This is a genomic window from Labrys miyagiensis (assembly GCF_030160835.1).
GTDB lineage: Bacteria > Pseudomonadota > Alphaproteobacteria > Rhizobiales > Labraceae > Labrys > Labrys miyagiensis.
Genome location: NZ_BSPC01000004.1, coordinates 58,978 through 80,802 on the forward strand (window position 1 = coordinate 58,978; position 21,825 = coordinate 80,802).

Annotated in this window: 19 protein-coding genes, 1 tRNA gene and 1 riboswitch; of the genes, 10 read left to right on the top strand and 10 right to left on the bottom strand. The window is 62.4% G+C overall.

Annotated features, from left to right (window positions below):
- Together QQL24_RS00485 and QQL24_RS00490 are read right to left on the bottom strand one after the other, a co-directional pair.
- A complete protein-coding gene (locus QQL24_RS00485; RefSeq protein WP_284309913.1) occupies positions 1-642 on the bottom strand; it encodes an SIS domain-containing protein in 642 nt (213 codons plus the stop codon).
- 155 nt (positions 643-797) lie between these two features.
- A complete protein-coding gene (locus QQL24_RS00490; RefSeq protein ID WP_284309914.1) occupies positions 798-1,733 on the bottom strand; it encodes a sugar-binding transcriptional regulator in 936 nt (311 codons plus the stop codon).
- A gap of 314 nt (positions 1,734-2,047) precedes the next feature.
- On the opposite strand from QQL24_RS00490, the gene QQL24_RS00495 reads away from it, so the two are divergent.
- The 5 genes from QQL24_RS00495 (at position 2,048) to QQL24_RS00515 (ending at position 5,286) form a co-directional block, all read left to right on the top strand.
- A complete protein-coding gene (locus tag QQL24_RS00495) occupies positions 2,048-2,506 on the top strand; it encodes an Rrf2 family transcriptional regulator (protein ID WP_284309915.1) in 459 nt (152 codons plus the stop codon).
- A 141-nt stretch (positions 2,507-2,647) separates the two neighbouring features.
- A complete protein-coding gene (locus QQL24_RS00500) occupies positions 2,648-3,292 on the top strand; it encodes an NADPH-dependent F420 reductase (protein ID WP_284309916.1) in 645 nt (214 codons plus the stop codon).
- 565 nt (positions 3,293-3,857) lie between these two features.
- Positions 3,858-4,712, top strand: coding sequence for a TIM barrel protein (locus QQL24_RS00505; protein ID WP_284309917.1), 855 nt, complete (start codon positions 3,858-3,860; stop codon positions 4,710-4,712).
- 126 nt (positions 4,713-4,838) lie between these two features.
- Positions 4,839-5,075 (top strand): hypothetical protein, encoded by a 237-nt coding sequence (locus QQL24_RS00510; RefSeq protein ID WP_284309918.1) that lies wholly within the window; start codon positions 4,839-4,841, stop codon positions 5,073-5,075.
- A gap of 40 nt (positions 5,076-5,115) precedes the next feature.
- On the top strand, positions 5,116-5,286 hold the full coding sequence (locus QQL24_RS00515; RefSeq protein ID WP_284309919.1) for a hypothetical protein: 171 nt from the start codon (positions 5,116-5,118) through the stop codon (positions 5,284-5,286).
- A 1,970-nt stretch (positions 5,287-7,256) separates the two neighbouring features.
- On the opposite strand, the gene QQL24_RS00520 is transcribed toward QQL24_RS00515, so the two are convergent.
- Entirely contained in the window at positions 7,257-8,030 is a 774-nt protein-coding gene (locus tag QQL24_RS00520) for an alpha/beta hydrolase (protein WP_284309920.1), read from the bottom strand.
- 130 nt (positions 8,031-8,160) lie between these two features.
- Here QQL24_RS00520 and QQL24_RS00525 point away from each other — a divergent pair, with 130 nt between their 5' ends.
- The gene (locus tag QQL24_RS00525) at positions 8,161-8,607 is read left to right on the top strand and encodes a MarR family winged helix-turn-helix transcriptional regulator (RefSeq protein WP_284309921.1); all 447 of its coding nucleotides are present in this window, start codon (positions 8,161-8,163) and stop codon (positions 8,605-8,607) included.
- A 143-nt stretch (positions 8,608-8,750) separates the two neighbouring features.
- On the opposite strand, the gene QQL24_RS00530 is transcribed toward QQL24_RS00525, so the two are convergent.
- From QQL24_RS00530 to QQL24_RS00540, 3 genes are all read right to left on the bottom strand, one after another.
- A tRNA-His gene (locus QQL24_RS00530) sits at positions 8,751-8,827 on the bottom strand.
- Positions 8,828-8,992: 165 nt separating this feature from the next.
- Complete coding sequence (locus tag QQL24_RS00535; RefSeq protein ID WP_284309922.1) at positions 8,993-9,442, bottom strand: phasin; 450 nt, start codon at positions 9,440-9,442, stop codon at positions 8,993-8,995.
- Positions 9,443-9,882: 440 nt separating this feature from the next.
- Positions 9,883-10,263, bottom strand: a complete 381-nt coding sequence (locus QQL24_RS00540; RefSeq protein WP_284309923.1) for a phasin — start codon at positions 10,261-10,263, stop codon at positions 9,883-9,885.
- A gap of 168 nt (positions 10,264-10,431) precedes the next feature.
- Here QQL24_RS00540 and QQL24_RS00545 point away from each other — a divergent pair, with 168 nt between their 5' ends.
- The 3 genes from QQL24_RS00545 (at position 10,432) to QQL24_RS00555 (ending at position 15,292) form a co-directional block, all read left to right on the top strand.
- On the top strand, positions 10,432-13,485 hold the full coding sequence (locus tag QQL24_RS00545) for a PAS domain-containing sensor histidine kinase (RefSeq protein ID WP_284309924.1): 3,054 nt from the start codon (positions 10,432-10,434) through the stop codon (positions 13,483-13,485).
- A gap of 175 nt (positions 13,486-13,660) precedes the next feature.
- A riboswitch (cobalamin riboswitch) is annotated at positions 13,661-13,838 on the top strand.
- A 43-nt stretch (positions 13,839-13,881) separates the two neighbouring features.
- Entirely contained in the window at positions 13,882-14,631 is a 750-nt protein-coding gene (bluB, locus tag QQL24_RS00550; RefSeq protein WP_284309925.1) for a 5,6-dimethylbenzimidazole synthase, read from the top strand.
- Positions 14,632-14,668: 37 nt separating this feature from the next.
- A complete protein-coding gene (locus tag QQL24_RS00555; RefSeq protein WP_284309926.1) occupies positions 14,669-15,292 on the top strand; it encodes a TerB family tellurite resistance protein in 624 nt (207 codons plus the stop codon).
- 5 nt (positions 15,293-15,297) lie between these two features.
- Here QQL24_RS00555 and QQL24_RS00560 read toward each other — a convergent pair whose 3' ends face one another.
- Both QQL24_RS00560 and aceB read right to left on the bottom strand, forming a co-directional pair.
- Positions 15,298-16,158: a hypothetical protein gene (locus tag QQL24_RS00560; RefSeq protein WP_284309927.1), complete on the bottom strand. Its 861-nt coding sequence runs from the start codon at positions 16,156-16,158 to the stop codon at positions 15,298-15,300.
- Positions 16,159-16,597: 439 nt separating this feature from the next.
- A complete protein-coding gene (gene aceB / locus QQL24_RS00565; RefSeq protein WP_284309928.1) occupies positions 16,598-18,193 on the bottom strand; it encodes a malate synthase A in 1,596 nt (531 codons plus the stop codon).
- 377 nt (positions 18,194-18,570) lie between these two features.
- Here aceB and QQL24_RS00570 point away from each other — a divergent pair, with 377 nt between their 5' ends.
- Positions 18,571-19,224, top strand: a complete 654-nt coding sequence (locus QQL24_RS00570) for a tetratricopeptide repeat protein (protein ID WP_284309929.1) — start codon at positions 18,571-18,573, stop codon at positions 19,222-19,224.
- 87 nt (positions 19,225-19,311) lie between these two features.
- Here QQL24_RS00570 and glcF read toward each other — a convergent pair whose 3' ends face one another.
- Complete coding sequence (gene glcF / locus QQL24_RS00575; protein ID WP_284309930.1) at positions 19,312-20,607, bottom strand: glycolate oxidase subunit GlcF; 1,296 nt, start codon at positions 20,605-20,607, stop codon at positions 19,312-19,314.
- A 2-nt stretch (positions 20,608-20,609) separates the two neighbouring features.
- Entirely contained in the window at positions 20,610-21,788 is a 1,179-nt protein-coding gene (gene glcE / locus QQL24_RS00580) for a glycolate oxidase subunit GlcE (RefSeq protein WP_284309931.1), read from the bottom strand.
- Positions 21,789-21,825 lie beyond the last annotated feature (37 nt).

Sequence of the window (21,825 nt, forward strand, 5' to 3'; positions counted from 1 at the left end):
TCAGCCCCTCGTCTGAATACCGGCCAGACGCTGCAGGCTCGCTGCCGCATCGCGGCCGACGGCGCCCGAAGGATGCGTGTAAAGCAGGCGCTGCCAGTCATAGTCACGGCTTACCCGGCCGATCTCGGTGAGAGCGTCCAGCAGCGCCGAGATTGCAAGGGAGCTCCCTGTCGCCACGACGGAGCCGAGATCGGCATCATCGTCGAGCGAGAAGGCGATGACATGATCAGCCATGGCGGCCAGGTCGGAGGTCGGCGTGGCGGTGATGGCGATCACGCCAGCGCATAGCGGCTTGGCCTTGCTGCAGAACTCGTTGAGCTCGCCGGAGCCGCCGCCCTTCGAAAGGGCGATTACGAGATCCTGCGGCTGAAGCACGCCAAGCCCGCCATGCAGGCCATCTGTTGGCGAAAGATAGAAGGCCGGCGTTCCGCAGACTGACATCAGATGGGCTGCGCGGGCGGCGACCGTTCCCGAAGTGCCGCTTCCCGTGACCAATATCTTGCCGGATGCGGAAACGATTGCGCGGGCGGCGTGCACGAAACGCGCGTCGATGGCGCTTGCCACGCGATGTACGGCGCGCCCTTCGGCTTCGATCACCATACGCGCCAGTTTCACCAGTCGGTCATCGCTCAACGCGGGCACGCGGCTGCCTCCCCGATAGATTTGTTGTTGCTGGCAACATAATAGCGTGATCATATCTTTGTCAAGAGAGCATATATACGCTCAAATGAGCGAATAAATTTGGGCACAAAAATGCTTGCCGCGTGACGGCTCGGATGCTCGATGCAGCGGGGTGCTTAAATAAGGAGGCGTCGCGCGACCCCGGCGTCAGTCACCAGGACGTCGACCCAATTGCCGCGGAGGACTGCCGCAATTGCCTCGGCCTTCTGCAAGCCTCCGCCTATGCCTATGATCTCGGGGATATGTTCGAGCTGTTCACTTGTGATCGTGAGTCCCTGTTCGTCGAGCCTGCTCGGAATTTCCTGGCCGTCCGAACCAATGAGCGATCCGCAGACATCCGCTACGACGCCGGCGGCGAGGGCCTCTCGGCGCCAATCGGCGGGAAAGCCTGAACACAGGCATGATTCCGCAGGATCCCATGACCCTATGCCGACGGCAAGAACGTCAATGTCGGCGTATTTTTCCATTGCGGCCGCCACGGCTGGTTCCTGTCGCAAGCGCTGTGCCAATGTCGGGTCTTCGGTCCACATGGGACCATAGATGGGATAGGCTCTTCCACCGCCGACGCTGGTCAAGCGACGAACCAATTCAACGGGATTTTGCGATATTTCAAGGCCTCCGGGCGTGCCTGCCACCTGGACAACATCGACTTTGGGTAGATGCACCAGTGCCTTGGCCATGGCCGCAAGCGTCCGCCCCCAGGCGATGCCGAGTGTTTGGCCATCCTGCAATGTCTCGTCGAGCAAGGACGCGGCGAGATTGCCAAGCGGCGTCGTAAGGTCGCTCGTCGACATGTCAGGACCGTCCAGAACCAATACAGCCCTAAGTCCATATTTGTTGCGTACGGCTTCGCCGAGCTCGGCATTGAGATCATCCGGCTCAGTGATGATGAATTGCACGATTTTCTGTTCGATGGCCGCGTCGATCAGGCGAGCCACCTTGAAGCGCGAAACGCCCAGTTCATCGGCGATCTGCGACTTTGTCTGTTGCCCGAGGAAATAGCGGCGGGCGGCGAGCGCGGCTTGAACGCGTTGCAGGGGACGACGGGGCAAGGGCGAGCTCGCAATTGGCAAGGGGTGACGCTTGGCGTAACGCCTTTTGGCGATCCTGCAAAGCAAGCCACAACTTACTCATCGTTCGCTCACATGAGCAAGATGGAACTCCGCGGAGCGTTTGTGGCCACTCAGGCCCCTTCCGCTCTCGCGCGGCCCACCGGGCACCGAGCCGCGGCAGGAAGAGCTCGACCGAGCCTCTCGGCCGACAGGCCGGTGGATGATCGAGGGTCAGAGACGTTGTCCGGACAGGATTCCAGGCGAAAGGCCCATTGACAGTGGTAATGGTGTGTAATAATGGCAGTGACACACCATTGGAATTTGCCATGCCAACGAGTACGCGCTTTGCCGTCGCAGTTCACACTCTTGCCGCACTCGCGGTGAGCGATGGCGCACCGCTGCGTTCCGAGGATCTCGCCTATTCGGTCAATACCAGTCCGGTCGTGATCCGGGGTCTGCTGTCACGCCTGAGTGACGCCGGCTTGACCCGGTCGCAGCTCGGTGCGGGCGGGGGCGCGCTCTTGGCGAAGCCCTCGGAGAAGATTCGGTTGCTGGACGTCTATGAGGCTGTTGAGGATACCGAACTGTTTTCGCTGCACCGGACACCGCCCTGCGAGAATTGCGCGGTTGGCGGCAATATCCTGGAAGCCATGCAACCCACATTGATGCGCGCGCGCAAGGCGCTCGAGGACGAACTTGCAAAGGTCACAATCGCCGACATTGCCGCGGAGGTCGCGCGCCTTGGCAAATTCAGCATACCGCTGGAGTGGTGAAATTTTTTATCCTTAAATGTATTCGTGTCGGTGACACATTTTTATTTCGTTCGGCTCTGAAGCCGATCGTGACCAGACGGCCGGCACGGGGCGCGGCCGTACGGGATCCACTCAGCCCCACATCATCAACAGGAGTAACGAATGAGCATTGGTATTATCGGAGCGGGTGCCCTTGGGTCCAACGTGGCCCGGCTGCTGGCGAGGAACGGGGTTTCGGCGACGATCGCAAACAGCCGCGGCCCCGGGACGCTGGCGGCGCTCGTTGGGGAGCTTGGCCCATCGATCAGAGCCGGCACCGTTAACGAAGCCGCAAGCGCCGATATCGTTCTTGTGGCCGTGCGCTGGGTCGACCTCGAAAAGGCGCTGGGCGGTCTGCCTGCTTGGAACGGCCGTGTCGTGATCGACGGCACCAACCCCGTCGAGTTCCTCGATCCGGACTCGCCCGACGCGAAGGATCCGAACAATCCGCTCGCTGCCTATGGCATCAAGGCGATCGATCTCGGTGGCAAGCATTCGAGTGAGGTGTTCCGCGAATTCGTTCCGGGCGCGCGTGTCGTCAAGGCATTCAACCATCTTGACGTTCGGCTCCTGCCGGAGCCGGCGGTCTCGGGTGGCCAGCGTGTCCTGTTCTATTCGGGCGATGATGTCGATGCCAAGGCTGAGGTTCGCAAGATCATCGAAAGAACCGGCCATTTTCCTGTCGACCTCGGCGGCCTCGATATAGGCGGACCCCTGGCCGGGCTGCCGTTTGGTTCGCTCGCGGGCGTTGGTTTTATCAAGATCTGACGGTCAGCGGTGTCGCGCCAGGTTGGGCGCATCGCCACTATTGTCTTCGCGCCATTCCGCCCTCTCGGAACCCGAGATTCGCATCGTTGTGGTCCTAGAACAAAGCGCGTTTACACGCAAACGCCCATTGCTCTAACTCCTTGTTTTAACGCGTCTTTGCGATTCTTGCCGATTCCGTCAAATCGCAAAACGCTATGGCCGCATCAGGCGACGTTGTCGACTCAATCATCGGATCGCGAAGCGCCTCAGCGGGTTCGCTTTGTGCCAATCTCAGTTATCAAGGCGGGTGGGCCGCGATCCGGGAAGCGGGCGCGGGAGGCGCGATGTGGCGGTCAGCATGGTCGTCAGACCCGGCACAGGGGTCGTCTTCCGGCGAGCGCAGAGCAACTGGGGCCAGTCGGCCTGTTCATCAATGAAAATTGCTATTTTATTAGTATTGAAATTTTTATTGCGAACCTTGGAGATCTGTGGTCCTCTCAACGGATGGTTCAAAAAAACTGACCCGTAAATGCCTCAGCGATTGCTTGGCGGAACTGCCGGCTAGTGGCTTTGAGGAGAGGAAATAATGATACCGAAGCTCGCGATCAACCGCACCGTCTCGCCCTTCCGCGACCTCACCTCCTTCCTCGCAGTCGCCCGCGGCGCCGGCGTGCAGGGCGTGGAGATCCGAAACGATGTGGAGGGGCAGGAGTTCGCCAACGGCCTGGCGCCCCGCGAACTTGCCTCGCGGGTGGCCGAGGCGAGACTGACGATCGCCTCGATCAACGCCTTGCAGCGCTTCAACGACTGGAATGCCGAGCGCGCCCGGGAAGCGCGTTTTCTGATCGAATACGCGGCGACGTGCGGCGCGCCCGCGATCGTTCTCTGCCCGGTTGTCGATGAACGGGACGGCCGGAGCCCTCTTCAGTTGGAGGCCGATCTGCGCCGTTCCCTCCTCGCCCTGAAGCCTGTGCTTGCCGACAATGGCGTCATCGGCCTCGTCGAGCCGCTCGGCATGCCGGCCAGCACTCTGAAGTTCAAAGGTCCGGCCGTTGCGGCTATCGAGGACGTCGATGGCCTTGGCCGACTGGCCCTATGCCACGATACCTTCCAGCATTTTCGCTGCGGTGATCAAGCGTTATACCCGCAACATACCCGCTTGGTTCACGTCTCGGGCATCTCGCGCCGGGATCTTCCGCCCGAGAGGCTGCGAGAGCCGGACCGTGGCTTTGTCGGTCCCGATGACATCGCAGGCAATGTCGAGCAGGTGATCGCGTTCCTTGGTGCTGGCTATGATGGCTTCATTTCCTTCGAGCCCTTCGATCCCGTCTTGCAGGCCCATCCTGATCCCGGGCCGGCCCTGGCCGAGAGCATCCGCTATTTGAACTCGGCGGTGATGAATATGGGAGCCGGAAACCCAGTAACAGCGGCCTCGCCCTAAAATCCTCCGCCTACAGACTGTCGTGGCCGATCTCGCACTATCCAAATGCCTGACTATTGGGCCCGGTAGGATCGACTATAATCAGGAAAGAATATTCGGTGGGGAAACGCGCCTTTGGAGAGGGACGTGATCCTTCTCGATGGCTTCGGGATCATCGCCAGCGACCTGGTGCCTCCTGGAACCGTCGCGATCATGCTTCACGGTGGCGATGTCAAGGTCGTCCCCGCCGAAAATCTGCGGGCGACTGTCCAGCAGCTGGGCGCCGACAAGATCGAAGGGCTGTCGATGGCCCCGTCGGATTTCGAGAAGGTCGAAGCCGTGATCGAACGCCGGAAAAAGGCTGCGAAATCCAGCGAAGAATGATCGAGTCGTGAAATGATCCGCGAGCCAGGAGCAGTCGATAATGACAATAGACCCCAACGATCCGCCAAAGCTGCCCGCCGATCCCGAACCGATCGACCCCGAGACGCCACAAGAGGATCCTGCGGAAGAACCGGCCGAGGACCCGGAGTCCTACCCCTCGGAAGTGCCGAGGTTTGATGAGCCGTTCCTGGTTCCGCCGAGGGAGTTTTAAGGCATCGCTAGGGGGTGTCGGAACTTCTCGGCCATCCCGTTACCCTACTCACGAAGCGCCTCGGCGCGGCCCGGAGATTTTGGAGGCTGGCGTAGCATTCGGCTCCGCTGGCGGATAATCGGCTGACACCTGTTTCAAATAGCGCCCGAGAAGGACGCCTGCCATGACGGAGCTCACGCCCCAGGCGGCCAGATAAAATAGCCAGCGCGTAGACTCCCCCTGCGGATGCCGTTCTCGCTCGGTCATGGTCGCCTCATCCTTTCAGGAATCGTCGCTTGACGCGTCTTAACGTGGCTAAGGTTGTGCGGAACCGGACAACAGACACCGCTCATATCAGCATGAGCGGGGTCCCGACCAGGCCGCCGCGGTTGGGTGCAGACACCCTGGCCGGTCCCAGCCGGGTAGCGTTGCGACATGCCGGCCAGGGCCACCATATCATTTGAGTTTTTGGTTCGCCGCTTAGCTCATAGGAGTAGTGGCGCCGGGCCTCTGACCGAAGTTGGTGCGACGATGCGCGCCAATATAATTTTGGCCAAGTAGGTGTGCATTGATACCGCTTTCGGATAGGATCGAATATCGTTCTGTGTGAATCATTAATGAGTTGTGAATCATCCTATGAATTCTGGGCGAAACGAGTCGCTTGCCGGGTCCATTATCACCGAGGCAGCTAAATCACTTGAGGAATTGTCAGTTCAACCGAAAGATTACATTTCAGTGGTGGCGAGTCCGGACCTAAAGTTATCAAAGATAACTATCTTTGGCCAAGACAAGCCACTAGCTAGTATTGACTTCGACGCGGACCAGCTCGACATTCTTATCTCAAGGATTTCTGCAGTAAGGGACGCCTTGAGTGGTCGCAGATAGTCTCGCGAGATTGGAAGACTCCCGAGCCGCGACTTCTGTTTCTTGGATCTTACGAACTCGGCGGCCCGGTATTAAGCGATGTCGCCGCCGCCTCGGTGCGCGGCTTGTCTGCAATCGGGCTCGCCCCAGAGGCTCTGCATCTTCGAGTACAATCCCTTTGCAAGCCGTCCAGCCGACGCAAAATCACGATCGTCTGCGCGCTTTGACATCATCTCCTGATTGGTCGGCTTCACTCTCCGCGCCCGGGCTGCCACTTCGCATTCTCCAGAGCTTCGCGTGTCGCTGCTGCCCGAGACCAGCACATAAAAAGCCCGGCTCAGAGACCTGAGCCGGGCCAGTTACTAATACTGTGTGGTTGATGCCCACCTCATTGTTCTAGCAGAGAATTTCAGCCGGGTCCGTAACGCATAGGTTTGCGTGGCATCCCCTCTACGCAGGGGGGAGTAAGGCTTCGGGGTAGCTTAAATAATCCCCCATTCGATACTGGCGATATGAGCGGCGCAGTGACGCGCGTATAAGTATATAGCCGTCCTAGAGCGCTAGCGTCGCCAGTGGGCTCCGATACTCGCGATCTATCGAAGCGGCCGAGCCATGCGAAATCCGTTGTCTATTTACTCATCGTGCGCTGCAACCGGGCTTTGCAAGAGGCCTAGAGCTGAGCCATGTGAGACTTCAGGCAACCAGGTACTCCAGAGCTCGAATTAACCACTCCGCCACAGTATTGCTTAGCATCGCCGAAACATGGATTTGATCCATGAATACCCGACTGCATATGGGCCACGGCCGGAAGGGCACTGCTGGTAAGGCCGACCAGGATAACTGACCCTGCGAACACGAATTTTGAGAGCATTGCTATTCCTCCCGTGTCTTCGTACAGCCGCCGAGCCCCAGACAATGATCTGCCGAAGGAATAAAGCTTACAAGGTCGGGTTGATTACCAAGGCCGCACTCATAGGATGTATCGGGTCTACCTCATTCGCACTCGCTCTGGAGGCTCCGGCGGTACGCCGAACATTGTTGATCAACGGGCAATAAGAGTGGGCCCCGAAGATCGGCTTCAAGGCCCACAAAATTGGCAGTGACGCGATTGGCAGCTGTGTGCGCCGCTACTTCGCGGCTCCCTTGGCCGCTTGTTCGATAATGTCAGCCACGACCTTCGGATTCGACACGTAGATCGCATGGCTTCCAGCCGTTTCGGCTACTGTCGCCTTTGCCCGGTTCGCCATCTGTCTCTGGGCCGGCGCGGGGATCATCCGATCGTCAGCGGTCACCAGATACCAGCTCGGCTTGCCCTTCCACGCTGGCTCGGTCACCTTTCCGTTCAGCGCGTTCAAGCCCCAGGGGACCTGAGAGGCCGCCATGAAGTCCGCCTGAGCAGGCTTGACGTCAGCCGCGAACGAAGCCGAGAACTTTGAGCGATCCAGAAACAAGTATCCATCTTGCGGCGGCAGGATCGGCGGCACCGCGGCGCCGGGCGGCGGGTTGGCGATCAGCGAGGAAACCGATTCCCCGGTGTCGGGCGCGAAGGCTGCGATGTAGACGAGGCCACGAACCTTGGGGTCGTTCCCGGATTCGGTGATCACCACGCCGCCATAGGAGTGGCCAACGAGAATCGTGGGGCCATCCTGCGCGGCGAGGGTGCGACGGGTGACAGCCACGTCGTCTTCCAGCGAGCTCGTCGGATTCTGCACGATGGTGACCTTGTAGCCATCTTTCTCGAGGATGTCGTAGACGCCTTTCCAACCCGACCCGTCCACGAAGCCACCATGGACGAGAACAACATTCTTGATTGCGCCGGCCGTTGCAGCGTGAGCTGCCCCGACTCCGCAAAGAACTCCGATCACGGCGGCAGAGGCGAGAAATGCGCTGGCGTTTTTCATGATGTCCCTCCTGATTGCTGGCTGCGATAATCCATATCGCGATAACTAAAATCCTAGCGCAAAAATATTGTCTGTCCAGCATTTTCTTATTGCGATATTAATTATCGCAATCACTGATTAGGAGCGCGACATGAAATTCAAATTCCCCCTCCCGTTGGACGAGCAGCTGGGGTTTTCGCTTTATGGTGCGTTCATTGCCGTAGGCCGCACATACAAACTGTGGCTCGACAAGATCGGCCTGACCTACCCGCAATATCTCGTTCTCAACGTCCTCTGGGAAGAGGACGATCAGACCATCACAGGCATCGCCACGAGGCTTGATCTTGAGTCCAGCACGATCACTCCGCTCGTGAAGCGTCTTGAACAAGCTGGGCTCGTCAGTCGAAACCGCAATCCCCAGGATGAGCGGCAGGTGAGGGTCTTGCTCACCGCCAGGGGGGGCGCCATTCGCGCAGAAACCAGAGCCCTCGCCGAAGCTCTCTATAAAAAGGCTGAAGCTGCAGGAATGACAGTCGAGGTCCTCGCGGACCTCAATCTCAGGGTCACGGCGTTGCGAGACGCTTTTCGCGCCCCTTAAGCCACGAGGATGAGGAGGCCCTGCGGGATGCCGGGTGCTTTGGCGCGCGGCAAGAATTTCGAGACCTTCCGCGGAAAGTGTCGAACCATGGCGATTTGGAACAAAATGAGATTAACCAAAGTGAAGGATATCGATCACTTGAGTGGTACAGTTGGGTGGTCTCGAACCACCGACCTCCGGAGCCACAATCCGACGCTCTAACCAACTGAGCTACAACTGCATCTGGGCATGCGTTTAGCGGGATCGATCCGCTATTTCAAGTGTGGAGATGCGGGAAATTTGCGCGCTCTCCCAGGGCATGTCGTTATGACCGACGCCATGCTCGAGATAAAAAAGGCCCGGGACGAGCCCGGGCCTCCTCAAAATATCAAGACGTGCTGAAAACTCAGGCTACGCTCTTGAAGGTCTTCTCGACCTGGGCCTTGACCGGAGCGGCCGTCTCGTTGGCGACCTTCTGGGCGAGTTCGCCGAATTCCTTGGCCTGAGCCGAGAAGCTCTCGGCCTGCTTGCGCACGAAAGCGGTCTGAAGCTCGATCGCGTCGGAGAAGGTCTTCACGCCGAACAGAGCGATGGCATGGTCGAAGGTGGCATTGGTGTTGGAGCGCGCATTCTCGAGCACCTTGAGGCCGAGGGTCGAAACGCCCTTGGTGGCGGTCGAGTAGGTGGTCTCGAAAGCGTTGGAGGCTTCGTCGGTCGCAGCCTTGATCTTGGTGTAGGTTTCCTTCGCCTGGGCAGCGCCCTTCTCGGCGAAGTCACGCACGGAAGCGGGCACTTCCAGCTTGGACAGATTTTCGAAGGCGAGTTCAGTTTCGGACTTGTTCTTGGCGGTAACCATGGGAAGCTCCTTGAGACAACGTGAAAATGGGCCGGAAGGCCTGGCGATACCTGGAGGGGCCTGCGGCTCAACGCGCTGCAACAAAGGCAACCTCATCTGCCTCGTTTTATAGCAAATGCACTTGTGCAATGCAACATCTTTGTTGCACTGCACAATCATCAGATGATTCGTCGTTTTTGGGGGTTTTGGTGCCGAAACGGGACAGTAAGCGGTCACTAAGCCCGCGCTGAACTATTGCGTTTTGGTGGCAATCCGACAGGATATTGCGCCGCAATAGGTATGAAGGTAACAGTCTTCCCGCAGATAGGGACTGTTCGGTCCATTTCGTTCCCGGCTATTTCCGATAGGGAAAGTAAACAGCCTCACCATTGCAGGCAGACATGTCGCTCCTGCAAGACAGGGCTGCGTTTTCGCCATGTCTTGCAAGTTTTGCGGGGGTTTTACTTCTGAGGCTTGGCGACGTCGGAGGCGATCTTGCCGGCCGTGGAACCGATATCCTTGGCCTGTTCTCCAAAGGCCTGGAGCTGGCTCTTGATGAAATCGCTCTGCAACTGCAGCACCTGCTGCGGATCCCGGGCCTTCACCAGGCTGGAGGCGAATTCGAGCGCGGCCGCGACATTCTGCTCGGCATAGGTCAGCGCCTTGCGCCCGATATCCTTGCCGCCGGCCTGGATGGTGTCCGTGGTGCCTTCCAGCGTGCCGGCTGCCTTATAGGCCGCGCCCATGAAGCCGTCGAATGCCTTCCTGGCCTGCTCGACGCTCTTTTCGGCCACCTCGCGCATTTCGGGCGGAATCTCGAAATTGGGCGGTTTGGTTGTCATCTCACTATCCTCCGTGGCCTTTCCAAGGCCATTCGACGATAGCGCAGCCCCGCCGTTTTAACCATGCCCAAGATCAACAGGGGATGATGGAGGGCTGGCGATTTACCGTTTTGTTTTCCATCTGTATTCATACTTTGTTAGTCATTTTCGCAGGTTTCAGGGAACGGCATGATCGAGGCACTGTTGCGCACAGCACTGCTTGCCGATCAGCGTCTGCAGGCGCTGATGGATGATCCGCGCCCGGCCTTCGTCTGGCAGCTGGACGGGCGCTCGCCGGTCTGGGCGAATCGCTCCGGCGCGCAGAGCCTCGGCCTGTCGCCCGCCGACATCGCGCGCCAGCAGTCCAATCCAGCGCTGGTCTCCGTTGCGCCCCAGATCGCCGCCATCGCCCGCAAGCTGCCGCGCCCGGGTGCGATGCGGCTCGAGCGCCTGCGCCTGCCCGGCATGGGCGCGCTCGACGCGCTCTCTTGCGCCTGCCGCTCCTTCGATGGACCCGAAGGCTTCCTCGGCCTCCTCGTGCAATCGCTCGACCTGCCGCGCCGCGGCCGTCGGCGGCAGGGCTGGGCGCCGCCCTCGGTGCCCGAAACGCTGCCACCCTTGCCGCAGGCTGATGATGCCGGCCTCACCAAGCCCTATGAGCAAAGCGGAGCCTGGAGCTGGGTCGATCTCGACGGAGATAAGCCTGCCCCGACGGTGGAAGAAGCATTCCCCAGTCCTGCAAGAGCCGAACCGAGCAAGGCGGCGCCGGCACCGCCGGTGGTGGCCGTGGCACCCGTCCAACGCACCAAGCCGGTGCGCTTTACCTTCCAGACGGATGCCGGCGGACGTTTTGTCATGGTTTCGCCGGAGCTGGCCCAGGTGCTTGGCCGCGCCGGGGCTGACTGGACCGGTCGGCGCTTTGAGGACGTTGCCACCGCTGCCGGCCTTCTGGACAGCACGGCCATCGCCACCGCCCTGGCCGGTACCCGGACTTGGACGGGTCTCTCCCTGGTGTGGCCCGACAAGGCCGGCCGCCAGGAAATCCCGATCACACTGAGCGCCTCGCCGGCGACGGGCAGCGAAGGTCGCTTCCAGGGCTTCCGAGGTTTCGGCGTCGCCGGTCTGCCCAGGCCGATGTCGGCGCCCGCCGAGCCGGCGCCGCAAGCCTCGCCCTCCATCGTCTGGCAGGAGGCCGATCCGACTGACGAGGACGAATCGGACGCTGCAGGCAAGTCAGCCGAGCCGGCACCTTCCGCGCCGCCGCCCGGGCCCGCAAGGCCTGTCCGCCCGTCGACGGAAAGCAATGTCGTGCGCCTGCCGAGCAAGCCGGCGGCCGAGCGAATCGTGCAAGAACGGCAGGCGCTTGACCGCCAGGGACATGATCGCCACAGCCTGACGCCGACCGAGCGCATCGCCTTCCACGAGATCGCCAGGGCCCTCGGCGCGCGCATCGAAGGCGAGCCGAAGCCGGTAGCCAGGCCCGAGACGCCCAAATCCGATATCGCCAAGCCCAACGCGCCGAAACCGGAAGTCGCCAGAGCCGAGCCTGCCAAGCCCGAGCCTGCCAAGCCCGAGCTCGCCAAACCCGTGGTAATCAGGCTCGAACCAGAGCCGGAGGCGCCCCGGCCCCAGCCGGCCGGGCCGGAACCCGAGATGCTGGATGAAGAGCCCTTGCTGCCGTGGGGGACCGACGAGGAGCGCTGGCAGGAGGAGGAGAGCTCCGAGCCGCCTGCCTTCGAGCTTGCCCCCGGCGAGACGGAGCCCACCCGCCCGATCCGGTTCGGCCGTCTCGACATGGTGCCGGTGGCCCTGATCGACCGCCTGCCGATCGGCATCATCATCGCGCGCGGCGAGGATCTGCAATTCGCCAACCGCACCATGCTCGAACTGCTCGGTTATCCCGATGTCGAGGCGATCCGCCGCGACGGCGGCCTCGATGAGGTCTTCGCCGGCGCCGCACCCACCGCCGACGGCGAGGGGGCCAGTTCCGGCGTGCTCCTGAAGACGGCCTCGGGCGAGACCATCACGGTCGATGGAAAAGTGCAAACCACGCATTGGGAGGGCGAGAGCGCGTTGCTGATCTCGGTGCGACGCCCGCTCGGCGAGGTCAGCGCCGAAAAACTGCGCTTTGCCGAGCGCCGCGCGGATGAGTTGCAGGCGGTGCTCGACACCGCCACGGACGGCGTCGTCATCCTCGACCGCGAAGGACGCATCGTCAGCATCAACCGCAGTGCCGAGGCCCTATTCGGCTATGAGCAGCGCGAGATCGTTGGCAAGGATCTCCTGCTGCTGTTCGCGCCCGAGAGCCACCGCGCCGCCTATGACTATCTCGACAGCCTGCGCTCCAACGGCGTGGCCAGCCTGCTCAATGACGGGCGCGAGGTGGTGGGACGGGTGCGCCAGGGCGGCTCGGTGCCGCTGTTCATGACCATCGGGCGCCTCGGCGACGACGGCAAGCGCCTCTGCGCCGTGCTGCGCGACGTCACGTCCTTCAAGAAGGCGGAAGGCGAGCTGACGGCAGCCAAGCGCCAGGCGGAGGAGGCTTCCTCGCAGAAGTCCGATTTCCTCGCCAAGATCTCGCATGAGGTGCGCACGCCCCTCAACGCCATCATCGGCTTTGCCGAGGTGATGATGGAGGAGCGCTTCGGCCCGATGGGCAATGAGCGCTACCGCTCCTATGCGCGCGACATCCACACCTCCGGCGAGCACGTCATCAGCCTGGTCAACGACCTCCTCGACCTTTCGAAGATCGAGGCCGGCAAGCTCGACCTCACCTTTGCGAGCGTCAGTCTCAACGAGGTCGTGCAGCAATCGGTGAGCCTGATGCAGCCGCAGGCGAGCCGCGACCGCATCATCATCCGCATGGCGCTCGCCAACGGCCTGCCCAATGTGGTGGCCGACAACCGCTCCATGCGCCAGATCGTGCTGAACCTGCTCTCGAACTCGATCAAGTTCACCCAGGCTGGCGGCCAGGCCATCATCTCCACCACGCTCTCCGAGCGGGGTGAGGCGGTACTGCGCGTGCGCGACACCGGTGTCGGCATGACCGAGCGCGAGCTTGCCATCGCCATGGAGCCCTTCCGCCAGGTTGCCTCCACCACGCTCGGCGGCACCGGCCTCGGCCTGCCGCTGACCAAGGCGCTGGTGGAAGCCAACCGCGCCACCTTCGCCATCCAGTCGACCAAGAATGCGGGAACGCTGGTGGAGGTGATCTTTCCCTCGACAAGGGTGCTGGCGGAGTGACGCTATGGCTGGGAGCGTGGACGTCCTCGTCCGCTCTTGAAACGGTTCGGCAAGAGGAAAAGGTAGGTCGCCTGATGCGGGCGGCCCGTCTATCCTTTGGACGCCTGTGGTTCAAGGGCGGACGAGGACGTCCACGCTCCCAGCCATAGCGCTTCCCGCGCCCTTCTTGCCATGCTACATCCCCACCACCTTCGGTGCCCGCCTGGCGGGAGAATCGGGAATGCGGTTCAAAGCCGCGACGTGCCCAACGCTGTAAGGGGGACTGTTCGGGCCGATGCCACTCGCGATCGCGGGGAAGGCGCCCGGGTGGGATGATCCCGAGTCAGAAGACCGGCCGAAGGCGATAGGTTCCCGCGCGCGGACGGCGCGGGGATTGCCATCGTGAGGGGACAATCGATGGACAACAGCGAAGCTCTTTCGGCTTGCGGCCCATTCTCTTCGGCTGAGCGGGACGCCGTCTACCGCGCGATCTATACAAGGCGCGACGTGCGCAGCCAGTTCAGCCCGGAGCCGGTGCCGGACGAAGTGTTGGCGCGTATCCTGCTCGCCGGCCATCACGCACCGTCGGTCGGCTTCATGCAGCCCTGGAACTTCCTCGTGCTGCGCAGCCAGGAGACCCGGCGCAAGGTGCAGGCGCTGTTCCGCGAGGCGAATGAGGAAGCCGCAGCCCTGTTTCCGGCGGACAGGCAAGGCGCCTATCGAGCCCTGAAGCTCGAGGGCATTGTCGAGGCGCCGGTCAATCTGTGCATCACCTGCGATCCCGATCGCGCCGGGCCGGTGGTGCTGGGGCGCACGCATGACAAGGCGATGGACAGCTATTCCACCGTCTGCGCCGTGCAGAACATCTGGCTGGCGGCGCGGGCCGAAGGCGTGGGGGTCGGCTGGGTCAGCATCATCGATCCCCTCGAGCTGCGCGCGCTTCTTGGCATTCCCGAACGGGTGATTCCCGTGGCCTATCTCTGCCTCGGCTATGTGCACGAGGCCTATGTCCGCCCCGAGCTCGAAGTGAAGGGCTGGCGCAAGCGTCTGCCGGCCGAGGAGGTGCTGAATTTCGAAGGCTGGGGGCAGACGACTGCCGATGAGCCCTTGCTCACTTTGATGCAACAAGGCATGGAAGGCGGACTTGCGCGGCCTTCCCCTTCGTAACATCTTCGGCTGTCAAGTTGGGGCTGAAGTCGAAATCATGGATGCCATACGTAAATGGGCCGGCTGGATTGCCGCTCTCGTGCTGGTGAGCCTCCTGCTGCTGCAGGTGCCGCGAGGTATCTTCCTTCTCGCCATAGCGGCAGGAGCCGGCGGTCTCTATTGGCTGACGAGGCCAAAGACGAAGGGATCGGCGCGGAATTCCCCAAGCTCGCAGCCTTACGGCCTTCGGCCACTCAACAAGGGCGTCGACGGTCCCGATCCGGCCGCCCTGACGCGCCGCCCGCTGCACCAGCTCCAGGATGTGCGCCTTGCCGCGGTGGTCCTGATGATCCAGCTGGTGCGTACCGGCGCGCCGCTGACGGCGGCGGAGAGGAACGTCATCTATGACCTGATGGCCGATCCGCTGAAAATCGAGGACCGTCAGGCCCTATTCGAAGCAGCCTGGCAGTTGACCGATCGCGGCCGGGTGTTCTCGCCGGTGGCCGATGACCTCACGCCGCTGCTCGTCAGCCGCCTGACCATGGACGAGAGGCTGCAGTTCATCGACATGCTGACCCGGGTCGCCAATGCCTATGGCGAGGCGAGCGACCTGCAGCAGGAGGCCATCGTACGCCTGAAGCGCCGGCTCACCACGGCGCGGGCGGCCAACCTGCAGCGATAGTGTCTTTATTCGAAGACGTTCGACAGGTTGCGGCCCGAGATCACGCCGTCCTTTAAGGCGCGCAGGCGATGAGCGGCGATCACGAACAGGCCTATTACCCAGCCGCCCAGCAGCGGATAGATCAGAGCGACGAAGACCAGCAGAATGGTGTGCCCGAAGGCGGCGGGCGCCATGAGATAATCGAGGCCAAGAATGATGCCCTGATAGACGGCCATCACGACAACTGCCACGAGACTGACGGCCAGCAGCGGCCAGCGATAATCGCTGGTGAGATATTTGCTGCGCCTGAGCGAGGCGATCGGGCCGAGTTCCTCGTTGATGCAGACGATGCCCGACAGGACATAGGGAAAGACGAGGTAAAGGAAGAGGATCGCCAGCCCGATCGCCAGGATCAGCGCGAGAAAGCCGAGAACGCCTTGGAGCAACGCGAGGATCAGCGCCACGACGAAGGCGAACACGACATAAGCCGCTATGAAAATGAGCAGCAGCCCGATAGCCGGCAGCGATCTCTTCGCCCCCGTCACGGCCGCCTCTCGGTCGGAGACGGGTGCGCCGACATAGCGATCATAGAGGATGCGCGTCATCGCACAGGAGCAGACGATCGAGACGATGAAGATCAGCACTTCGAGTGTGATGAAGCGCCCCATATTGTCCCGGACCATCTGTTCCATGGCACTGCCGTCGGCCGAAAACATCGATTGGGAATCGGCCCCGAAGGACGCTACGGCGGCGATGAGGATCGGCAGATTGAGGAAGAAAAGCCCCAGATAGCTCTTGATACTGGTATTCCAGGCATCGTTGACGATCTGTCCCACACCAAGCGAGGAATCGCCGCGATAGCCGGGATTGGGCTGAGGCATCGACATGGGCGCTCCGCTGGATTGAAAAGAGGCCCGGCTGATTCCAGACCTTTTGCCGCGAGTGTGGCGGCAGTATCGAGACGCGCAAGTGAAATGTCGTACACCACCCGTCGGGAAGCCGACGGGTGGGACCCTCGTCGGCCCGTGACGGAAGCAGGCCGCATGGGGGGCGGGTCTTCAGACCCGCCTGAACCTGCATATGCGTCGAGTGAAGAGCCGGGTCTTCGGAGCCTGACCGAAAAGTCGGTGGAACCCCAACTTTTTGTCATTGCCGGGCTTGTCCCGGCAATCTAGGGATGCCCAAACGCTGGAGAAGTGGTGTCTGGATACCCGGGGCAAGCCCGGGTATGACAAAATCTGCGTCTCTCTCCGCTTCTACACGACTTTTGAGGCAGGCTCTGAAGACCCGCCCCCCAACCGCACCTTCCCTCAAACGCACCGCCTTCTATACGATCATCTGATAGGCGGGCAGGGTGAGGAAGTCGGCGAAATCCGGCGCCAGCGAAAGCTGCTTGAACAGCTTCACCGCCTCCGGGAAGCGCCCGCCCGAGAAGGCAGCATCGCCCACTTCGCCGCGCACGCGCTGCATCTCCTCCTCGAACACGCCGTCGAACCAGGCCGGCGTCACCATGATGCCGCCCTCCAGCGTCACGCCATATTTGACGAACTGCCAGATCTGGGCTCGGGAGATCTCGGCGGTGGCCGCGTCTTCCATCAAATTGTAGATCGGCACGGCGCCGCGGCCGCGCAGCCAGGCTTCCATATATTGCACGCCGACGCGGACATTGTCGCGCAGGCCCTCGGCCGTGCGGGTGCCCTCATGCACCTGCAGGAGCTCCGTCTTGCCGATGGAGACGTCCTCGCGCTTCTTGCCGAGCTGGTTGGCCTCGGGCATCAGGCGGTTGAACACCTCCATCGCCACCGGCACGAGATCGGGATGAGCGACCCAGGTACCGTCATGGCCGTCGCCGGCCTCGCGCTCCTTGTCGTCCCTAACCTTGGCGAAAGCGGCCTCGTTGGCGGCCGGATTGTTCTTGATCGGGATCTGCGCCGCCATGCCGCCCATGGCGAAGGCGCCGCGGCGGTGGCAGGTCTTGATCAGCAACAGGGAGTAGGCACGCAGGAACGCCTTGCCCATCACCACCTGAGAACGGTCGGGCAGGACATAGGCCTGGTTCTTGGCGAGCTTCTTGATGAAGGAGAAGATGTAGTCCCACCGCCCGCAATTGAGGCCGGCCATGTGGTCGCGCAATTCGTAGAGGATCTCGTCCATCTCGAAGGCGGCGGGCAGCGTCTCGATCAGGATGGTGGCCTTGATCGTGCCCTTGGGGATGCCGAGGCTCTCTTGCGCCAGCAGGAAGACCTCGTTCCACAGCCGGGCTTCGAGATGGCTCTCGAGCTTGGGAATATAGAAATAGGGGCCTGACCCTTGCGCAATCTGCGCCTTGGCATTGTGGAAGAAATAAAGGCCGAAATCGAAGAGCGAGCCCGATAGCGGCTCGCCGTCCAGCGTGACATGGGCCTCGTCTAGATGCCAGCCGCGCGGACGCACGATCAGCACCGCCGGATCGGATTTCAGCGCATAGGCCTTGCCGGTGGTGGTGTCAGTGAAGTCGATCTTCCCGGCCCAGCGATCCCGAAGATTGATCTGGCCGTCGAGGCAGTTCGACCAGGTGGGCGAGTTGGCGTCCTCGAAATCGGCCATGAAGACCTTGGCGCCGGAATTGAGCGCGTTGATGATCATCTTACGGTCGACCGGCCCGGTGATCTCGACGCGGCGGTCGAGCAGATCGGCGGGCAGCGGAGCCACCTGCCAGTCGCTCTCGCGGATATTGGCCGTCTCGGGCAGGAAGTCCGGCGTCTCGCCGGCATCGAAGCGCTTCTGCCGCTCGGCGCGCCTCGCCAGCAGCTCCTTGCGGCGGCCGTTGAAGCGGCGCTGCAGGGTGGCGACGAATTCGAGAGCCTCCGACGTCAGGATTTCATCGTAGCGCGGACCCATCGCGCCCGTGATCGCGAGGCCGGTTGGACTTATGTCAGGCATGAAGGGCTCCGTAGGACTGAAATCGTCGCGGAAATGGATAGACCAATAGGCAGCCCCCTTGAAACCCAATATGCGATTTTTCGAGGAAAACTTCCCAGCGGGGAGGCAAGCCTGGGCGGCGGGTGTCGTCATTCCCACAACCAAAACCTCCGGTTTTGGTTGGATGACCGTAGGGAGACCCGGAATCCATGAACACTGTCCTGTGAGGGCTGTGTTCATGGATTCCGGCGTTACCACTCACAAGCAGAGCTTGTGAGGATACGCTTCAGCCGGAATGACGCCGCACCGGCTATAACAGCACCCGCACGAATTGACCTTTGAACCGCCATCCGTCACAAGGGCCGACACTCCCTCCCGCCCCGTACGGATGCAAAGCCATGGCCGCCGAAGCGAAACTGAAAACAGCCATCGACCATCATCGCGAGGGCCGTCTCGACGAAGCGGAGGCCGGCTATCGAAAAGTGCTGGCCAGGGACAAGCATGATTTCAACGCCCTGAACCTGCTCGGCACCCTGCTGCTCCAGCGCGAATCCTATGCCGAGGCGGAAAAGCTGCTGCTGCGCGCCCTGGAGATCAATCCGAGGAGCGCGGACGCCCAGATGCGGCTCGGGCTCGCCAATCGCGGGCTGGGCGATACGCGGCGGGCCGAATATTGCTTCCGCTCCGCGCTGGATATCGATCCCAAACTGGCCGATGCGCATTTCAACTATGCCGGCCTGCTCGCCTCGCTCGGACGCGGCGACGAAGCGCTGCGGGGCTATCTGGCCTGTATCGAGGCGGATCCCCGGCATGCCGAGGCCCATCTCAATCTCGGCTATCTCCTCTTGGAGAATGAGCGCTTCGAGCCGGCGGCGGCCCATTTCCAGCAGGCGCTCCAGCTCCGCCCCTCGGAACCGGCGCTGATGGGCCTGGGCCATGCGGCCAAGGGCGGCGGCCAGCTGGATGAGGCAAGGCAGATCTTCGCCAAGGCGCTGGAGCTCAACCCGGCGAACGAGGTGGCGAAGAAGAATTTGGCGGAGCTGGCGTCGTAGCCTGGGAGCGCGGACCTCCTCGTCCGCTCTTCCTCTGTCGTAGAACTACCGTTTCCAAGAGCGGACGAGGACGTCCGCGCTCCCAGGTTACAGCCCCTTCGGCCTCGGCCCGCCCGTCGCCCAGTCCAGCAACTCCACCGTATGCACGATGGGCGTCGCGGTCCCCTGCGCCAATTGCGTCATGCAGCCGATATTGCCGGCGGCGATGATTTCCGGCTTCGTCGCGGCGATATTGCCGAGCTTGCGTTCGCGCAGGCGCGCCGAAATCTCGGGCTGCAGCATGTTGTAGGTGCCTGCCGAGCCGCAGCACAGATGCGCCTCGGCGGCTTCCTTCACCACGAAGCCGGCCTGCTTCAGCAGGTTCTTGGGAGCGGTCTTGATCTGCTGGCCATGCTGCAGCGAGCAGGCGGCGTGATAGGTGACGCTCTGCCCGGTCTCTCGCGTCACCGGCAGCGGCGGCAGGGTTTCGAGATATTCGCTGATATCCTTGGCGATGGCGGAGATGGTGGCAGCCTTCCTGGCATAAGCGGGATCGTCCCGCAGCATGAAGCCGTAATCCTTGATGGTGGTGCCGCAGCCCGAGGTGGTGATCAGGATGGCGTCGAGGCCGTTGGCCATCTCCGCCGTCCAGGCGTCGATATTGGCTTTGGCGTAGGCGAGGGCCGAGGCTTCCTGGCCCATGTGATGCACCAGCGCGCCGCAACAGCCTTCGCCCTTCGGCAGTACCACTTCGACGCCATGGCGGTTGAGCAGGCGGATGGCCGCCTCATTGATGCCAGGCGCGAGTTCGGCCTGGGCGCAGCCCGTCAGGAGCGCCACCCGGCCCTTGCGCTCGCCCTTGGGGGCAAAGCTGCCGGGCTGCGTCGCGGAGGAGGGGGCGGGCAGGGCGGAGGGCGCGAGGGCCAGCATGGCGGCGAGCCTGCCACCTTCCGGGAGCTTCGCCGCGATGCCGGCAAAGGGCCGGCCGAGGCGGGCCAGCGTCGTGGCCCAGCGAAAGGCCTTGCGGTTCGGCAGGATCTTGGCGAGCGTGTTGCGCAGGAGCTTCTCGCTGGCCGGACGCTCATAGGTCTTTTCGATATGGGCGCGCGCATGGTCGACCAGATGCATGTAGTGCACGCCCGAGGGGCAGGTCGTCATGCAAGAGAGGCAGGAGAGGCAGCGGTCGACATGCTTGACCACTTCCGCCGTGGCCGGCTTGCCGCCTTCCAGCATGTCCTTGATCAGGTAGATGCGCCCGCGCGGGGAATCGAGCTCGTCGCCGAGCAGCACATAGGTTGGGCAGGTCGCCGTGCAAAAGCCGCAATGCACGCAGGTGCGCAGGATCTGCTCCGATTCCTTCATATGCGGATCGGCGAGTTGCGCCAGGGAGAAATTCGTCTGCAAGGTCAGCCTCCCAGGCGGCCGGTATTGAGGATATTGGCGGGATCGAAAGCCTGCTTCACGCGAGCACTCAGCGCCGCAATCGGGCCATCCTGCTGGCCGAAGGCAAAGCTCTCCGCCCGGTAATCGGCGCTGGCGCGGATCAGCATGGCATGGCCGCCCTGGGCTTTCGCAGCCGCCGCGATTGCCTTGGCCATCTCCACCGTCTCGGGAGCGAGCAGCCAGATCAGGCCGCCGCCCCAGTCGTAGAACAGCTTGGCCTCGCCGTTCCGGCGCAGGGCCCGCACCAGCGCCACGGCCTTGGAGGGCGCGACCGAGAGGCGCCAGACGGCGCCGTCCATCTGCGCGAAGGGCGCGACATCGGCGATCTGCCACCAGAAGCCCTGGCAAGCCCGGCTGTCGAGATGGTCGGGGCTGCCGAAGCGCTTGAGCAGGGTGGCGAGCTTCTCGCGCCGATAGGCGATCGAGCTCTCGAAATTCTCAAGCCGCAGCACGGTCTGCGCCGTGCCGGAGGCGAGATCGGCGGGGATATGGGCGGCCGCGGAGACCTCGAAGGGACTGCCGAGGCCGGCCGACATCAGCTCGACCGCCTTTGCGTCGTCGAGCCCCTGCCAGACCAGGCCGGCGCTGGCCTCGGGCTTGGGCAGCACCTTGAAGGTGACTTCGGTGAGGATGCCGAGCGTGCCCCAGGAGCCCGCCATCAGCTTGGTGAGGTCATAGCCGGTGACGTTCTTCATCACCCGCCCGCCACTCTTGATGGCCTCGCCCTTGCCGTTGACGAAACGCACGCCCATCAGGCTGTCGCGGCAGGCCCCGGCCGTGATGCGGCGCGGCCCAGAGAGATTGGCGGCGACCAGGCCACCAACCGTCGGCTCGCTCGGTCCGCTGCCGAGCAGCCCGCGCCAGTCCGCCGGTTCGAAGGGCAGCATCTGGCCTCTCTCGTCGAGCGCGCCGGTGAGTTCGGCGAGCGGCGTCCCGGAAAGCGCCGAGATCACCATCTCGGCGGGCTCGTAGAGCGTGATGCCGGTGAGGGATTTCGTGCTGAGCGGGGCAGCGTTGATCGGGCGGCCGATGCCATCCTTCGACCCGCCGCCAACGATGACGAGAGGGGTCTTGGTACGGAAGGACTCGGTGACGATGTCCGCGAGTGCGGCCTCTGTGGTGGGGGCGTGGGTCATGGTCATACGGCAATTCGTGAAAGGCGCCACGCAAAGCCTCCCC

Coding starts and splice junctions, on each gene's coding strand:
- QQL24_RS00520 (WP_284309920.1), bottom strand. CDS start 8,030: ATGAAAAACGCCAGCGCATTTCTCGCCTCTGCCGCCGTGATCGGAGTT.
- QQL24_RS00545 (WP_284309924.1), top strand. CDS start 10,432: ATGATCGAGGCACTGTTGCGCACAGCACTGCTTGCCGATCAGCGTCTG.
- QQL24_RS00570 (WP_284309929.1), top strand. CDS start 18,571: ATGGCCGCCGAAGCGAAACTGAAAACAGCCATCGACCATCATCGCGAG.
- QQL24_RS00560 (WP_284309927.1), bottom strand. CDS start 16,158: ATGTCGATGCCTCAGCCCAATCCCGGCTATCGCGGCGATTCCTCGCTT.
- QQL24_RS00535 (WP_284309922.1), bottom strand. CDS start 9,442: ATGGTTACCGCCAAGAACAAGTCCGAAACTGAACTCGCCTTCGAAAAT.
- QQL24_RS00505 (WP_284309917.1), top strand. CDS start 3,858: ATGATACCGAAGCTCGCGATCAACCGCACCGTCTCGCCCTTCCGCGAC.
- QQL24_RS00525 (WP_284309921.1), top strand. CDS start 8,161: ATGAAATTCAAATTCCCCCTCCCGTTGGACGAGCAGCTGGGGTTTTCG.
- glcE (WP_284309931.1), bottom strand. CDS start 21,788: ATGACCATGACCCACGCCCCCACCACAGAGGCCGCACTCGCGGACATC.
- bluB (WP_284309925.1), top strand. CDS start 13,882: ATGGACAACAGCGAAGCTCTTTCGGCTTGCGGCCCATTCTCTTCGGCT.
- QQL24_RS00555 (WP_284309926.1), top strand. CDS start 14,669: ATGGATGCCATACGTAAATGGGCCGGCTGGATTGCCGCTCTCGTGCTG.
- aceB (WP_284309928.1), bottom strand. CDS start 18,193: ATGCCTGACATAAGTCCAACCGGCCTCGCGATCACGGGCGCGATGGGT.
- QQL24_RS00540 (WP_284309923.1), bottom strand. CDS start 10,263: ATGACAACCAAACCGCCCAATTTCGAGATTCCGCCCGAAATGCGCGAG.
- QQL24_RS00500 (WP_284309916.1), top strand. CDS start 2,648: ATGAGCATTGGTATTATCGGAGCGGGTGCCCTTGGGTCCAACGTGGCC.
- QQL24_RS00515 (WP_284309919.1), top strand. CDS start 5,116: ATGACAATAGACCCCAACGATCCGCCAAAGCTGCCCGCCGATCCCGAA.